11 protein-coding genes are annotated in these 14,099 nt (G+C 64.1%); 7 read left to right on the plus strand and 4 right to left on the minus strand.

What is annotated here, in order from left to right; translation table 11 throughout:
* The first annotated feature begins 7 nt into the window (after positions 1 to 7).
* Both parC and WBR68_RS29515 read left to right on the plus strand, forming a co-directional pair.
* On the plus strand, positions 8 to 2,338 hold the full coding sequence (parC, locus tag WBR68_RS29510; protein ID WP_050449084.1) for a DNA topoisomerase IV subunit A: 2,331 nt from the start codon (positions 8 to 10) through the stop codon (positions 2,336 to 2,338).
* Between the two features lie 61 nt (positions 2,339 to 2,399).
* Positions 2,400 to 3,620 (plus strand): DUF418 domain-containing protein, encoded by a 1,221-nt coding sequence (locus tag WBR68_RS29515; RefSeq protein WP_230696010.1) that lies wholly within the window; start codon positions 2,400 to 2,402, stop codon positions 3,618 to 3,620.
* Between the two features lie 52 nt (positions 3,621 to 3,672).
* Here WBR68_RS29515 and WBR68_RS29520 read toward each other — a convergent pair whose 3' ends face one another.
* From WBR68_RS29520 to WBR68_RS29535, 4 genes are all read right to left on the minus strand, one after another.
* The gene (locus WBR68_RS29520) at positions 3,673 to 6,291 is read right to left on the minus strand and encodes a TRAP transporter permease (RefSeq protein ID WP_127183965.1); all 2,619 of its coding nucleotides are present in this window, start codon (positions 6,289 to 6,291) and stop codon (positions 3,673 to 3,675) included.
* A 118-nt stretch (positions 6,292 to 6,409) separates the two neighbouring features.
* Positions 6,410 to 7,414: a TAXI family TRAP transporter solute-binding subunit gene (locus WBR68_RS29525; RefSeq protein WP_230696011.1), complete on the minus strand. Its 1,005-nt coding sequence runs from the start codon at positions 7,412 to 7,414 to the stop codon at positions 6,410 to 6,412.
* A gap of 51 nt (positions 7,415 to 7,465) precedes the next feature.
* Complete coding sequence (locus tag WBR68_RS29530) at positions 7,466 to 8,812, minus strand: aspartate aminotransferase family protein (protein ID WP_230696012.1); 1,347 nt, start codon at positions 8,810 to 8,812, stop codon at positions 7,466 to 7,468.
* 47 nt (positions 8,813 to 8,859) lie between these two features.
* A complete protein-coding gene (locus WBR68_RS29535; protein ID WP_230696013.1) occupies positions 8,860 to 9,810 on the minus strand; it encodes a MurR/RpiR family transcriptional regulator in 951 nt (316 codons plus the stop codon).
* A 260-nt stretch (positions 9,811 to 10,070) separates the two neighbouring features.
* Here WBR68_RS29535 and WBR68_RS29540 point away from each other — a divergent pair, with 260 nt between their 5' ends.
* From WBR68_RS29540 to thpD, 5 genes are all read left to right on the plus strand, one after another.
* Positions 10,071 to 10,622, plus strand: coding sequence for a MarR family winged helix-turn-helix transcriptional regulator (locus WBR68_RS29540; protein WP_050449099.1), 552 nt, complete (start codon positions 10,071 to 10,073; stop codon positions 10,620 to 10,622).
* Entirely contained in the window at positions 10,619 to 11,179 is a 561-nt protein-coding gene (gene ectA / locus WBR68_RS29545; RefSeq protein WP_050449090.1) for a diaminobutyrate acetyltransferase, read from the plus strand. The genes WBR68_RS29540 and ectA overlap by 4 nt, the downstream gene beginning before the upstream one ends.
* A gap of 123 nt (positions 11,180 to 11,302) precedes the next feature.
* Positions 11,303 to 12,610: a diaminobutyrate--2-oxoglutarate transaminase gene (gene ectB / locus WBR68_RS29550; protein WP_050449091.1), complete on the plus strand. Its 1,308-nt coding sequence runs from the start codon at positions 11,303 to 11,305 to the stop codon at positions 12,608 to 12,610.
* Positions 12,607 to 13,011 carry an ectoine synthase gene (locus WBR68_RS29555; RefSeq protein WP_050449092.1) on the plus strand — a complete coding sequence of 135 codons (405 nt, stop codon included), beginning with the start codon at positions 12,607 to 12,609 and terminating at the stop codon, positions 13,009 to 13,011. Before ectB ends, WBR68_RS29555 begins: the two co-directional genes overlap by 4 nt.
* A 16-nt stretch (positions 13,012 to 13,027) precedes the next feature.
* Positions 13,028 to 13,954 carry an ectoine hydroxylase gene (gene thpD / locus WBR68_RS29560; protein WP_230696014.1) on the plus strand — a complete coding sequence of 309 codons (927 nt, stop codon included), beginning with the start codon at positions 13,028 to 13,030 and terminating at the stop codon, positions 13,952 to 13,954.
* Positions 13,955 to 14,099 lie beyond the last annotated feature (145 nt).

Here is a 14,099-nt window from a genome sequence, read left to right on the forward strand (position 1 = left end):
ATACAACATGACCGACAGCAATCAACCCGGCCTGTTCGACCCCACCCCGCCCGATGGCGACGGCGATGCCAATGCCGCCATCACGCTGGCGCGCTACGCGGAACAGGCTTACCTGGACTACGCGGTCTCCGTCGTGCGCGGCCGTGCCTTGCCCGACGTGGGCGATGGGCAAAAGCCCGTGCAACGCCGCATCCTGTTCGCCATGCAGGCGATGGGGCTGGCCGCTGGCGCCAAGCCGGTGAAGTCCGCGCGCGTCGTGGGCGACGTGCTGGGTAAATACCACCCGCACGGCGACCAGGCCGCCTACGACGCCATGGTTCGCATGGCGCAGGACTTTTCGCTGCGCTATCCGCTGATCGATGGCCAGGGCAACTTCGGTTCGCGCGACGGCGACAACGCCGCCGCCATGCGATACACCGAAGCGCGCCTGACGCCCATCGCCAAGCTGCTGCTGGATGAGCTGGACGAAGGCACGGTCGATTTCGTGCCCAACTATGACGGCAGCCAGGAAGAGCCGCAGATGCTGCCCGCGCGCTTGCCGGTGATGCTGCTGAACGGCGCTTCCGGCATTGCGGTCGGCATGGCTACCGAGATTCCGTCGCACAACCTGCGCGAAGTGGCGCAAGCGTGCGTGGCGCTGATCAAGCAGCCGCAACTGCCGGACGCCGAACTGCACGCCATGATTCCCGGGCCGGACTTTGCCGGTGGCGGCCAGATCATCACGCCCGCGGCCGACATTGCGCAAATCTACGGCGGTGGCCGTGGCTCGCTGAAGGTGCGCGCGCGTTGGACGTTCGAAGAAATGGCGCGCGGCCAATGGCAACTGGTGATCACGGAACTACCGCCGGGCACCTCGGGCCAGAAGGTGCTGGAAGAGATCGAGGAAATCACCAACCCCAAGATCAAGTCCGGCAAGAAGAGCCTGACGCCCGAGCAAACGCAGGCCAAGGCGGTGATGCTGAACCTGCTGGACGCCGTGCGCGACGAATCCGGCAAGGATGCGGCCGTGCGCCTGGTGTTTGAACCGAAGACCTCGCGCGTGGACCGTGACGAATTCGTCAACACGCTGCTGGCCCAGACCAGCATGGAAAGCAGCTCGTCGATCAACCTGGTGTGCATCGGCACCGACGGCCGTCCGCGCCAGAAGGGCCTGCGCGACATCCTGGTCGAATGGGTGGCGTTCCGCACCAATACGGTCGTGCGCCGCACGCGTTTCCGGCTGGACAAGGTCACTGACCGGATCCATGTGCTGGAAGGCCGCATGCTGGTCTACCTGAACGTCGATGAAGTCATCCAGACCATCCGCGAATCCGACGAGCCGCGCGCCGCGCTGATGGAACGCTTCAAGCTGTCCGAGCGCCAGGCGGAAGACATTCTGGAAATGCGCTTGCGCCAGTTGGCCCGTCTTGAAGGCTTCAAGATCGAGCAGGAACTGGCCGACAAGCGCAAGGACCAGATTTCGCTGCAGGAACTGCTGGACAATCCGACGACGCTCAAGCGCCTGCTGATCAAGGAAATCGAGGCCGACGCCAAGCAATATGGCGACGATCGCCGCACGCTGATCGAAACGGCCGAACGCGCCGTGCTGGAAACCAAGGTGCTGGACGAACCGGTCACCGTGATCGTCTCGCAAAAGGGCTGGCTGCGCGCCCGCCAGGGCCATGGCCACGACGCCGCGCAATTCACCTTCAAGCAGGGCGATGACCTGTACGGCGCCTTCGAATGCCGCACCACCGACACCCTGATCGCCATGGGCGACAACGGCCGGGTGTATTCGGTGCCTGTCGCCGGGCTGCCGTCCGCGCGCGGCGATGGCCAGCCGGTTACGACCATGATCGATCTGGAATCGGGCACGCGCATCGTGCATACCATCGCGGCATCGCCAGACTCCCGCTGGCTGTTGGCTACGCGCGGCGGCTACGGCTTTGCGGCCAAGCTGTCCGACATGGTCAGCCGCCAACGCGCTGGCAAGCAGTTCATCACACTGGAAGCTGGCGACGAAATGCTGCGCCCGGTGCCGCTGTTCGTGGGGGCCACGCAACTGGCCTTGCTGTCCGCCAAGGGCAAGTTCCTGGTGTTCGGCCTGGATGAATGCAAGTCCTTGTCGGGTGGCGGCCGCGGCACCATCCTGATGGGCCTGGATGCGTCCGACAAGCTGGATCAAACGGTGCCGATCGGCGCACGCGGCCTGCGCGCCACGGGCATTTACCGCAACAAGCTCACCGAGGACATCCTGGCGGGCGACGCCTTGGCGCCCTATGTGGGCAAGCGCGCGCGCAAGGGCCGTCAACTGGATGTGCGACCCAAGCAGCCGGTGCTGTCGCCGGTATTGGGGTAGGGCAGGCGCGGGGGGGGGGGCGCGGCGAAGCCTCGCCCTTTTGCCACAAGGCTTCCACGTCATGGACACATACACGCATCCAGGGCTCGCGCAACCGTCATCCGGGCGCCTGGCGCATGTGGACGCGCTGCGCGGTTTTGCGCTCTTTGGCATCCTGATCGTGAATATCGGCGTTTTCTCGTCGCCGTTCTATGGCGCGGGCGTGGCCGACCCTGTCTATTCGCGTCCGTTGGATCTGGGCGTGCGCTGGCTTATCGCTTGGCTCTTCGAGACCAAGTTCTACCTGCTGTTCTCGTTTCTGTTCGGGTACAGCTTCACCTTGCAGATGGCGACGGCCGAGCGTGGCCAAGCGGCCTTTGCGCCGCGATTCCTGCGTCGCCTGGCCGGGCTGGCTGTGTTGGGCTTGGCGCACGCCGTGCTGTTCTACCAGGGCGACATTCTGGTGACCTATGCGCTGCTGGGGCTGGGCTTGCTGGGATGCCGGTCCATGGCGCCGCAACGCGCATTGCATGTGGCGTTGTGGCTGATCGTGCTGACGGCGTCGGTGTGGGCGCTGCTGGGTTGGCTCAGCTTCCTGGACCCTGTGCCAGCGGGCTATCTGGCGCAATACAAGGCGCAGGCGCTGGCGGCCATCGAGGCCTATCGCGGCGACATCGGCACTACGATCGCGCAGCACATCCATGAACTGACCACCTCCGTCTGGTTCATGGTCTTGTTCGTGCAAGGCCCGTTCGTCTTTGCCATGTTCCTGGTCGGCTACGCGCTGGGTCGGCGCAATACGTTGGCGGACCCCTGGGCGCGGCCGGGCGTGTTGTGGCTGCTGTGTGCGCTGGGCCTGCTACCCGGCCTGGCCGGATCGGCGCTGTACGCTACGTCGTCCCTGCCATTTGCCGGCGCGGCCTGGGAGCTGCCCGGGCTGGCCGCTGACCTCTTGACGGCGCCGTTGCTCAGCATGTCGTATGCGGCTCTTTTCTTGCTGGCGCTGCGCACGCGGGTGCTTGGGCGCGCGTTGATGTGGATGGCGCCCGCCGGGCGGATGGCGCTAAGCAACTACCTGATGCAGTCCGTCATCTGCGCCTTTCTGTTTACCGGCTGGGGCCTGCGCCTGTTCGCATCGGTGTCGCCCCTGGCGACCGTCGGCATCGCGGTGGCGATCTTCGCGGCGCAGTTGCCATGGTCCGCATGGTGGTTGCGGCACCATGCCTACGGCCCGGTGGAATGGTTGCTGCGCGCGCTGACCATCGGGGCCTTGCCGCCCTGGCGGCGGACCCCCGCAGGCTGATAACAAGGCCAGCCGTGACCACACGCGCAGGCTGATCGCACAGGCAGCTTGATCACACCGCACGGGCGCGCAAGCGGCCCACCGCCGCGCCGCCATCGCGCCGGCGCTGCCGCATCCACAGGGCCGCCAGCAACAACACCGCCGGCAGGTAGACCCAGTAATCCGACCAGCGCCGCGGGTTCGGCGCCTTCACTTCGACGACGTCCCAGCCTTGTTCCCAGCCGGAACGTTGAGTGCGGCTGCCAAAGCGCACGCCGCCAATCTGGGTCTGATCGCCCAGGCTCATCAGCGTCAGCCCGGCTTCCGCCAGACGGCGGCGGCCCGCGTCGGGCGCGTCGGCCCCTGTCTTCAGAGCGGGCAACGCCACCGCGACCGTCTTGGTCAGTTCATCGCCCTCCAGATTGATGCCGCGCAGTACCACGGTCAGGCGGCCGTTGTCGGGCATGGCGGCGGCAATCGCCTGCATCTCGGTGGCCGGGCGGCTTTCGTACTGCGGCGCGAAGTGGTCCATGAACCAGTCGGGGCGGAACAGCATGAAGGTGACCAGCAGCAGCACGCCCACTTCGGCCCACGTGCAGCGCGTGCGGAACCACCGCATGGTGGCCGCGGCGAACGTCAGCGACGCCAAGGTGGCGCCTGCCACCACCAGCGCCAGTTCCCAGCCGTAGTTGACGTCGATCAACAGTAGCGCGGGGTTGAACACGAACATGAACGGCAAGATGGCGGTGCGCGCGGCGTAGGTCACGCCCTGGATGCCGGTCTTGATCGGGTCTTCGCCGGATATCGCCGCGGCGGCGAAGGTCGCCAAGCCCACGGGTGGGGTGATGTCGGCCATGATGCCGTAATAGAACACGAACATGTGCACGGCAATCAGCGGGATCACCAGGCCGCTTTGAGCGCCCAACTCCACCACGACGGGCGCCATTAGCGTTGCCATCAGGATGTAGTTGGCCGTGGTGGGCATGCCCAGCCCCAACACCAGGCAGACCAGCGCGGTGAAGACCAGCATCAACAGCACATTGCCCATCGACACCAGCTCCACGAAGGCGGTCATGCGCAGGCCCAGGCCGGTCAACGTGATGGCGCCCACGATCAGGCCGGCGGTGCCGCAGGCAATCGCGATGCCGATCATGTTGCGCGCGCCGTCCTGCAGGCCGCCGATGGCGTCGTGCCAACCTTGCCGCCAAGCAGGAGCCGCGTCCTGTTTGCGGAACCGGGCGATCAGCGGCCGTTGCGTGACCATCTGGAACAGCATGGCCATGGCGGCCCAAAAGGCCGATAGCCCGGCGGACAGCTCTTCCACGCTCAGGCACCACACAAGAATGCCGATGGGGATCAGGAAATACAGCCCCGCGCGTACCGTCGGCCAGGGCTGCGGGCGCACGGGGTGATTGATGTCGATGTCTTGCGGCAGGTCGGGATGGGCAGCGGCAATGCGCAGCAGCCACACGTACAGCGCTGCCAGCAGCGCCAGCAACACCCAGATGGCGGCCGCGCCCGTCACGGCCTGTACGCCGGTACCTATCCAGTAAGCTGCGCCCATCACCAGCAGCGTGCCGCTGATGCCCATGCCCCAGCCCGCCAGCTTTTGCAGCGGTGTGCGCGACGGGCCTGCCGCCATCATGGGTTGGATGCCCAGCTTCAGCGCTTCCAGATGGACGATGTAGAACAGCGCAATGTACGAAATCGACGCGGGCAAAAGGGCGTGGCGGATGATGTCGGTGTACGGAATTCCCACGTACTCGATCATCAGGAACGCCGCCGCGCCCATCACGGGCGGCATGATCTGGCCATTGACCGACGACGCCGTTTCAATCGCGCCCGCCCGCACGCCGCCGTATCCGGCCTTCTTCATGAGCGGAATGGTGAAGATGCCGCCGGTGACCACATTGGCCACCGACGATGCGGACACCAGCCCGTTCACGGCCGAGGACATCACCGCCACCTTGGCCGGCCCGCCGCGCAGGTGGCCCAGCAGCGCGAACGAGACCTGCATCATGTAGTTGCCCGCGCCGCACTTGTCCAGCAACGAACCGAGCAGCACGAAGATGAAGATGTAGGACACGGATACGCCCAGCGCCACGCCATACACGCCTTCTGTGGTCAGCCACATGTGTGACATCAGGCGTTCCAGCGACGCCCCACGGTGCGCCAGCACGTCGGGCAGCCAGGGGCCGGCCAGCGCGTAGGCCACGAACACCAGGCCCAGCACGGTCATGGGCAGGCCAAGCGCGCGGCGCGTCACTTCCAGCAGCAGCGCCAGGCCCACGACGGCGGTGCCCACGTCCATGGGCGTGGGCTGGCCGGGGCGGCCCGCCAGTTCGTTATAGAAAACATAGAGATAGCTGCCGCAAAAGCCGGCCGCCAAGGCCAGCACCCAGTCAAACCAGGGCATGCGGTCACGCGGTGAGCGTTTGCGGGCCGGGTAGGCCAGATACCCCAGGAACATGGCCACGCCCAGATGCAGGGCGCGCGCTTCGGTGTCGTTGAAGATGCCCCAGTTGAACGAGAAAGGCAGCGGCGATGCGTACCAGAGCTGGAAGAACGACCACGCCAGCGCGCCCGCGGCCAACGTGGCGCCGGCGATGCCGCCCGCGTTGCGGCCGCCGCGGTCGACATCAGCGACAAGCTGTTCCAGGTCTGGGGCCGACGTGTGCGGCGCTTTGGTCATGTATTTCCCCTACGTGTCATGGCGCGCGTCGCCTGGGCGGCGCGCGCTGATTCCCGGCGCGCGGCCATCGCACGCCGGCAAGGCCTTGAAGTGGGCCTGTCGTCAAGCAGGCTGCTTCTTAAAGCAGCCCTTTTTCCTTGAAGTACTTTTCAGCGCCCGGATGCAAGGGGGCCGACAAGCCGTTCTTCACCATGTCGGCGGGCTTCAGGTTGGCGAATGCCGGATGCAGTTTCTTGAAGTCGTCGAAGTTGTCGAACACCGCCTTGACCACGGTGTAGACGGTGGCATCCGGCACGTCGGCCGACGTTACAAACGTGGCGGTCACGCCGTACGTCTTGGTCTCGTTGGGGTTGTTCGGATACAGGCCGCCCGGAATGGTGGCGTAGGCGTAGTAGGGGTACTTCTTGACCAGCGTGTCCACCGCCGGGCCGGTCAGTGACACCAGCTTCGCGCCGCAACTGGTGGTGGGGTCCTGGATGTTTGCCGAAGGGTGGCCGACGCCGTAGAAGAAGCCGTCGATCTTGCCATCGCAAACCGCCGAGCCGTGCTCGTCCGGGCGCAATTCCGACGCCAGTGCAAAGTCCTTCATCGTCCTGCCCATCGTGGCCAGCAGTTCTTCCATCGACGCGCGCGTGCCAGAGCCCGGGTTGCCGACGTTGAAGCGCTTGCCCTTCAGGTCTTCAAAGGTCTTGATGTTCGCGTCCTTGCGCGTCACGACCGTGAACGGTTCGGGGTGGATCGAAAATACCGAGCGCAGCTTGGTGAACGGGCCCGCCTGCTTGAACTGCCCTTCGCCGTTGTAGGCATTGAAGCCGACGTCGGACTGCACGACGCCCAGATCCAGTTCGCCGGCCTTGATGGTGTTGGCGTTGAAGACCGATCCCCCGGTGGATTCAACCGAACAACGGATGCCATGCGTAGCCCGGTCCTTGTTCACCAGGCGGCAGATGGCGCCGCCCGCGGCGTAGTAGACGCCCGTGACGCCTCCCGTGCCGATACTGACGAACTTCTGTTGGGCGGCGGCGGGTGCCGGCACCGTGGACAGCAACGCCGTGGCAAGGCCCGCCGCGGCGAGCGTCCAGGCGTTGCGATGGCCCAATGGGTGTTTGACGGACGTGGTCATGCAAACTCCTTATGGGGTTTTTCCCCGTGAATTACCGGTCTTGGCCGGCGGTTAATGTGCCCCGCGCGCTTGTCCGATGGCGGCGTCGATGGCGCCTGCCAGGCGTTGCGTCAATTGATCAAGTTCGTCGTCGGAAATGATGAAGGGCGGCGCCAGCAGTACGTGGTCGCCCTGGCGGCCATCAATGGTGCCGCCCATCGGGTAGACCATCAGGCCCTGCGCCATGGCTTCGCGCTTGATGCGCGCATGCAGCGTCAGGGCCGGGTCGAAGGTCTGCTTGGTGGCCCGGTCCTGCACCAGCTCGATACCCATGAACAGCCCGCGTCCACGGATGTCGCCCACATGCGGGTGCGCGCCCAGCGTTTGTTCCAGCCGCTGCCGCAAGCCCGCGCCTTGCTCGCGCACGCGCTCCAGCAGCTTGTCGCGGCGTATCACGTCCTGCACGGCAAGCGAGGCGGCGCAGGCAATGGCGTGGCCCAGGTAGGTGTGGCCGTGCTGAAAGAAGCCGCTGCCCTGCTGCATGGCGTCCACGATGCGCCGCTGCGCCATCACGGCGCCAATGGGCTGATAGCCACCGCCCAGGCCTTTGGCGATGGTGATCAGGTCGGGCACGATGCCTTCTTGCTCCACCGCGTACAGCGTGCCGGTGCGCCCCATGCCGCACATCACTTCGTCGGCGATCAGTAGCACCCCATGGCGGTCGCAGATTTCCCGCACGCGCCGGAAGTAACCCGGAACCGCCGTGACGGCGCCGGACGTCGCACCCACCACCGGTTCGGCCACGAAGGCCATTACGGTGTCCGGGCCGAGCCTTTCAAAGGTTTGCTCCAGTTCAAGCGCCAGGCGCTCGCCGTACTGTTCAGCGCTTTCACCGGCTTGCTGATCGCGATAGGCATAGCAGGGTGAGACGTGTTCGACGTCGATCAGCAAAGGCGCGAATTGCGCCCGACGCCAGGCGTTGCCGCCCACCGCCAGCGCGCCCAGCGTGTTGCCGTGGTAGCTCTGGCGGCGCGCCACGATATGACGGCGCTGTGCTTGGCCGATTTCAACAAAGTACTGGCGCGCCATCTTCAAGGCGGCCTCGACCGCTTCGGATCCGCCCGACACGAAATATGCGTGCGAGATGCCTGCCGGCGCATCGGCCACCAAGCGCTCGGCCAGGCGTTCGGCGACCTCGGTCGTGAAGAAGCTGGTGTGGGCATAGGCCAGCGCGTCAATCTGGGCATGCATGGCGGCCTGGACGTCGGGATGGTTGTGTCCCAGGCAGGACACGGCCGCGCCGCCCGAGCCGTCAAGGTAAGCGCGACCGGCGCTGTCGTGGACCCACACGCCCTGGCCGCGTACGGCGACAGGCGGGGTCTGGCGTAGGGAGCGATGCAGGACGTGTGTGTGGCTCATGGGAATTCCGAGATGCGTGAAGGGACGTTAGGGCAAGGCAAGCGTGGTCAGGCGGGCCGCCGCGAGGCCGGCGCACTCCAATAGACCTTGTCGGCGTGCAGGCGCTCTTCGACTTCGGTCAGGCGGTTCAGTACGTCGGCGCCGCCACGGGAGGTCAGGCGGGCAATCAGGTGCTCGGCCAGGCCCAAGAGGCCGGCGGTGGTATGGAAGAACGAGCCGGGGCCCTGGCGCGCGGGCTGGGCTCGGACGCCGTCGCGGTCAGGAGGGGCGAACCGCAGCGTGTGGCGGGCTTCCACCGCCAAGGGCGACAGCGGGTCGTCGGTCAGCGCAATCAGCGCGACGCCGCGCTTCGCGGCCTGGCGGGCCAGTTGCACGGTGACGGTGGGGTAGGGGGCTTGGGAAATGACGATCAGCGCGTCGCCAGCGTCCAGGTTGTCGGCCTGCTCGGCGGGCGCCCCGCCCAAGCCATCAATCAGCACGCTGTTGCGGCGTACCAGTTGGTAGGCATAGCGCATCTGGAAGGCAATCCCAAACGCCGAACGGGTCCCCAGGAAACCGACCTGGCGCGCGTTCAGCAGGGTCTGGACCGCTGCATCAAATGCCGCGGCCGGATTCAGCGCGCACACCGAACTTACGGCCTGTATCTGGTAGTCCGTCAACACGTCATGGCCGGGAGCGGTGGGGTTGCTGGCGGGGACGCCCGCGGCAGCCTGTAAGGCGGCAGCTCGGTCTCGCAGACCGGGTTTGCCCTGACTCTGGCCGGCAAGGGCTTGTTGAAAAGGCTGACGAAATGCTTCATAGCTGGCATAGCCCAAGGCCCGCGCCAGCCGCAACATGGTGGCGGGCGCCACGCCCAGCGCCTGCGCCTGCCGCCGCATGGACCATAGGCCGACCTCTGCGGGATGCGCCACCACCCAATGGGCCGCGCGTTGCAATTCCGGGGGCAGATCCTCCAGCTTTTCTTGCAGAGTCGGGATCAGGTGGGAAGGCAGGGACATGGGGCGCATCGCCAAGCAAAAAACAAATGATATATCTGAATATTTATATAAAACATATGTTTTTTATTGGGAGTTTCCACTAGGGGTGGAGCGCGACGCCAAGCCCTTGATGCAACGGCATTAAGTCCAGTAATCCTGCTGCCATCTTCTGCAATTACGTGTTCATTTATTTACATCAGGCCTCCGATTTTTGTTTGACTCGAATAGATCGGGCGCATATGATTCGTGTAGAAATGAATTTGACCGAACCCTTTTCTTCCATGACCAACCCCGTGAACACTGATTCCACCCAGCAGTACGATCTGCGCATTTTGCGAGCCCTGCGCCGTATTACGCGATCGATCGCACTGCACTCGCGTCAGTTGTCCGCGGTCAGCCATATCACCGCGCCGCAGTTGATGTGCTTGCGCACGGTGATGGCCAACGGCCCGATGACGGCCACGGCCATCAGCCGCGAAATGCACGTGAGCCCCAGCACGGTGGTCGGCATTCTGGATCGTCTGGAAGACAAGGGTTTGATCCGCCGTGAACGCGGCCGCGAAGATCGCCGCATTGTTTTCGTCACCGCTACCGACGCGGGACGCGAACTGGCGCAAGGCGCACCATCGCCTTTGCAGAAACATTTGGCCGACGCATTGAACGCGTTGCCCGAACTTGAACAGGCCACCATCACGCTGTCGCTGGAACGCATCGTGGCGCTGATGGAGCAAGAGGGCCAGGCAGTCGCCGCGGAACCGCTCGGCGATGTTTCGTCGCCCATCCTAGAAGTGCCCACGGGCGGGGCACCCCCAGAATCAGGAATCGTTGCATGAAGAAAAACGAACTGGATACACCTACTCTCTCAAGTGCCGTGGCGCCGGCGGTTCGCGCGCAGACCCATACGATGCGTCTGCCCACCCGCAAAGACGGCGCCGCCATTCACCACCTCATTTCCGAGTGCCCGCCACTCGACCTGAATTCCCTCTACGCCTACTTGCTCCTTGGTGAGCATTTCAGCGACACCTGCGTCCTTGCCGAAAGTGCCGGCGGACGTATCGACGGTTTTATCTCCGCTTACGTGATCCCGACCCGACCCGACGTGTTGTTCGTCTGGCAGGTTGCGGTGCACGCCCGCGCACGCGGCCATCGCTTGGGCCGCGCCATGCTTCGCGAACTCCTGCAACGCAAGGGGCTCGAGCATGTTCGATATCTTGAAACCACAGTGGGGCCTGACAACCAGGCATCGCGCCGCAGCTTTACCGGCCTGGCCGGCGAACTGGGCGCTCACGTTTCCGAGCAGCCGTTCTTCGACCGGCAATTGTTTGGCGGCGCGGACCATGACGACGAGATGTTGTTGAGGATAGGCCCGTTCGCATTGCCCGCCCCTTAGGGCGAGCAACCCCAGCGGACTTATCGAAATACCGGGATGGCAGTACCTATCCGAATGCGTTTAATGCATCCGGAGGGATCGTGCCGTCTATTCAACTTATTAGATGAAAAGGGAGGATTACTCATGGACTTGAAGATCTTTGACCGGATGGAATCAGAGGTGCGGGGCTACATTCGGTCGTTCCCCGTGATATTCAGCCAGGCCAGAGGCTCGACGCTGATCGATGAGGAAGGCACCGAGTACATCGACTTCTTCAGCGGCGCCGGCACGCTGAACTATGGCCACAACAATCCTGTTCTCAAGGAAAAGCTGCTGGAGTATGTGCAGGCGGACGGCGTCGTCCACGGCCTGGACATGGCGACCAGCGCGAAGAAGCGTTTCCTGGAGACGGTGGATCGCGTGCTGCTCAAGCCGCGCAACTGGCAATACACGCTGCAATTCACCGGCCCCACCGGCACCAATGCCGTGGAAGCCGCGCTGAAGATCGCGCGCCAGGTCAAGGGCCGTTCCAACGTAATTTCGTTCACGCACGGCTTTCACGGCGTCAGCGGCGGTTCGTTGGCGGTGACCGCCAACATGAAGTTCCGCGAGGCCTCGGGCTATGCGCTGGGCAACACCACGTTCATGCCTTATGACGGCTACTTCGGCCCTGACGTGGACACCATGGCGTACCTGGAGCGCATGCTGGAAGATCCCAGCAGCGGCATGGACAAGCCGGCCGCCGTCATCGTGGAAACGGTGCAGGGCGAAGGTGGCGTCAACGTCGCGACGCTGCGCTGGCTGAAAGAGCTGGAAAAGCTGTGCAAGCGCCACGACATGCTGCTGATCGTGGACGATATTCAGGTCGGCTGCGGCCGTACTGGCACGTTCTTCAGCTTCGAGGCCGCCGGCATCCGCCCGGACATCATCACGCTGTCGAAGTCGCTGTCGGGCTTTGGCCTGCCGATGTCGCTGGTATTGATGAAGCCCGAGCTGGATATCTGGAAGCCGGGCGCCCACAGCGGTACGTTCCGCGGCAACAACCTGGCGTTCGTCACGGCGACGCAGGCGCTGGAAACCTATTGGGCCAACACCGCCTTCACCGCCGACATCCAGCGCAAAGAGCGCCTGGTGCGCGACTGGCTGGAAAACCTGGTCCACAGCTATCCCAACGCCGGCCTGTCGGTGCGCGGTCGCGGCCTGATCCAGGGCTTGGTGTGCAACACCACCCCCGCGCTGGCCAACCGCATCGCGCAGCAGGCGTTCAAGAAGGGCGTCGTCATCGAGACCTCGGGCGCGCATGACGAAGTGCTCAAGCTGCTGCCGGCGCTGACGATCGAGGAAGAACTGTTGAGCAAGGGCCTGGACGTCATCGAAGCCAGCGTGGCTGAAGCGCTGAGCGAAGAAGGGCAGTCTGCCCGCATTCTGAAATTTGGAGGAAAACGTCAATGATCGTACGTAATGTCAAAGATGTCATCGGCACTGCCGACGAAGTCCGCACCGATACCTGGGTCAGCCGCCGCGTGCTGCTGAAGAAGGACGGCATGGGTTTTTCCTTCCACGAGACCACCATTTTCCCGGGCGGCCGCACTCACATTCACTACAAGAACCATCTTGAAGCGGTGTGGTGCATTGAAGGCGACGGCTCCATCGAAACCATTGCCGATGGCAAGAAGTACGACCTGGGCCCCGGCGTGGTCTACGCCCTGAACGAAAACGACGAGCACTGGCTGTGCGGTGGCAAAGAGCCGCTGCGCGTCATCTGCGTCTTCAATCCGCCGCTGACCGGCCAGGAAGTGCATGACAAAGAAGGCGTCTACGCCTTGCCTGACGCCGAAGCCAAAGCGGCTTGATAACAAGGAGGTTCGCATGATCTCACCTGCAAAGGATCCGTACGCCTCGCGTACGGACCGAGGTTCCGCCATCATCGCCCGCCAGGATCCGGTGGTTTACGAAGACGGCAAATACGCTGACGCCTTGTCCGGCGAACAAGTTGGGCAATACGAGCGCGACGGCTTCCTCTTGCTGGAAAACCTCTTCTCGGAAGAGGAAGTCCGTGCGTTGTCCACCGAGGTCGAACGCATGACGCGCGACCCGTCGATCATCCGGCGCGAGGAGTCCATCACCGAACCGGGCAGCAATGCCGTGCGTTCGATTTTCATGGTCCATGTGTTGAACCCCGTGCTGTCGCGCCTGGTGCGCGACCCGCGGCTGGTCAACGTGGCGCGCCAGATCCTCGGGTCCGAGGTGTACATCCACCAATCGCGCGCCAACATGAAGCCGGGCTTCAAGGGTAAGGAGTTCTATTGGCATTCGGACTTCGAAACGTGGCACGTTGAGGACGGCATGCCTTCCATGCGCGCGTTGAGTTGCTCGGTGCTGCTGACCGACAACAACGAGTGCAACGGCCCCTTGATGTTGGTGCCGGGTTCGCATCGCCAGTTCATCTCGTGCGTGGGTGAAACGCCCAATGAGCACTACAAGCAATCGCTGAAAAAGCAGGAATATGGGGTCCCTGACCCGGTCAGCCTGCAATTGCTGGTAGAGCAGGGCGGCATCCGCTCGATGACGGCCAAGGCGGGTTCCGTGGTGTTTTTCGACTGCAACACCATGCACGGCTCGAACAGCAACATCTCGCCGTGGCCGCGGGCCAATGTCTTCATGGTCTACAACAGCATGGAGAACACCCTGATCCCGCCCAAGTACGGCCTGACGCCGCGCCCCGAGCATATTGCGACGCGCAAGGGGTTCAAGGCGGTCACGCCGCTGGATACCTTGAAGCTGGTGGGCGGTTAAGCTCCGCCGCGTTCAGCCCGACGCCGTGCATTGACGGGCTGAACACGCCACACCGAAACCCGGGCTTTTGAACTGACCCCCGAAAGTTGGACTTTGATCCATCCTTCGGGGGTTTTTTGCATGGCAAAGTACGACGAGCAGTTCA

The organism is Achromobacter sp. JD-1 (genome assembly GCF_038594925.1).
Lineage (GTDB): Bacteria > Pseudomonadota > Gammaproteobacteria > Burkholderiales > Burkholderiaceae_B > Achromobacter > Achromobacter spanius_C.

What these genes read in the sequence shown, in the direction of transcription:
- WBR68_RS29525 (WP_230696011.1), bottom strand. Translation starts at nt 7,414, where the DNA reads ATGACCACGTCCGTCAAACACCCATTGGGCCATCGCAACGCCTGGACG.
- ectA (WP_050449090.1), top strand. Translation starts at nt 10,619, where the DNA reads ATGAAGAAAAACGAACTGGATACACCTACTCTCTCAAGTGCCGTGGCG.
- WBR68_RS29530 (WP_230696012.1), bottom strand. Translation starts at nt 8,812, where the DNA reads ATGAGCCACACACACGTCCTGCATCGCTCCCTACGCCAGACCCCGCCT.
- ectB (WP_050449091.1), top strand. Translation starts at nt 11,303, where the DNA reads ATGGACTTGAAGATCTTTGACCGGATGGAATCAGAGGTGCGGGGCTAC.
- WBR68_RS29535 (WP_230696013.1), bottom strand. Translation starts at nt 9,810, where the DNA reads ATGTCCCTGCCTTCCCACCTGATCCCGACTCTGCAAGAAAAGCTGGAG.
- WBR68_RS29520 (WP_127183965.1), bottom strand. Translation starts at nt 6,291, where the DNA reads ATGACCAAAGCGCCGCACACGTCGGCCCCAGACCTGGAACAGCTTGTC.
- parC (WP_050449084.1), top strand. Translation starts at nt 8, where the DNA reads ATGACCGACAGCAATCAACCCGGCCTGTTCGACCCCACCCCGCCCGAT.
- WBR68_RS29540 (WP_050449099.1), top strand. Translation starts at nt 10,071, where the DNA reads ATGACCAACCCCGTGAACACTGATTCCACCCAGCAGTACGATCTGCGC.
- WBR68_RS29555 (WP_050449092.1), top strand. Translation starts at nt 12,607, where the DNA reads ATGATCGTACGTAATGTCAAAGATGTCATCGGCACTGCCGACGAAGTC.
- WBR68_RS29515 (WP_230696010.1), top strand. Translation starts at nt 2,400, where the DNA reads ATGGACACATACACGCATCCAGGGCTCGCGCAACCGTCATCCGGGCGC.
- thpD (WP_230696014.1), top strand. Translation starts at nt 13,028, where the DNA reads ATGATCTCACCTGCAAAGGATCCGTACGCCTCGCGTACGGACCGAGGT.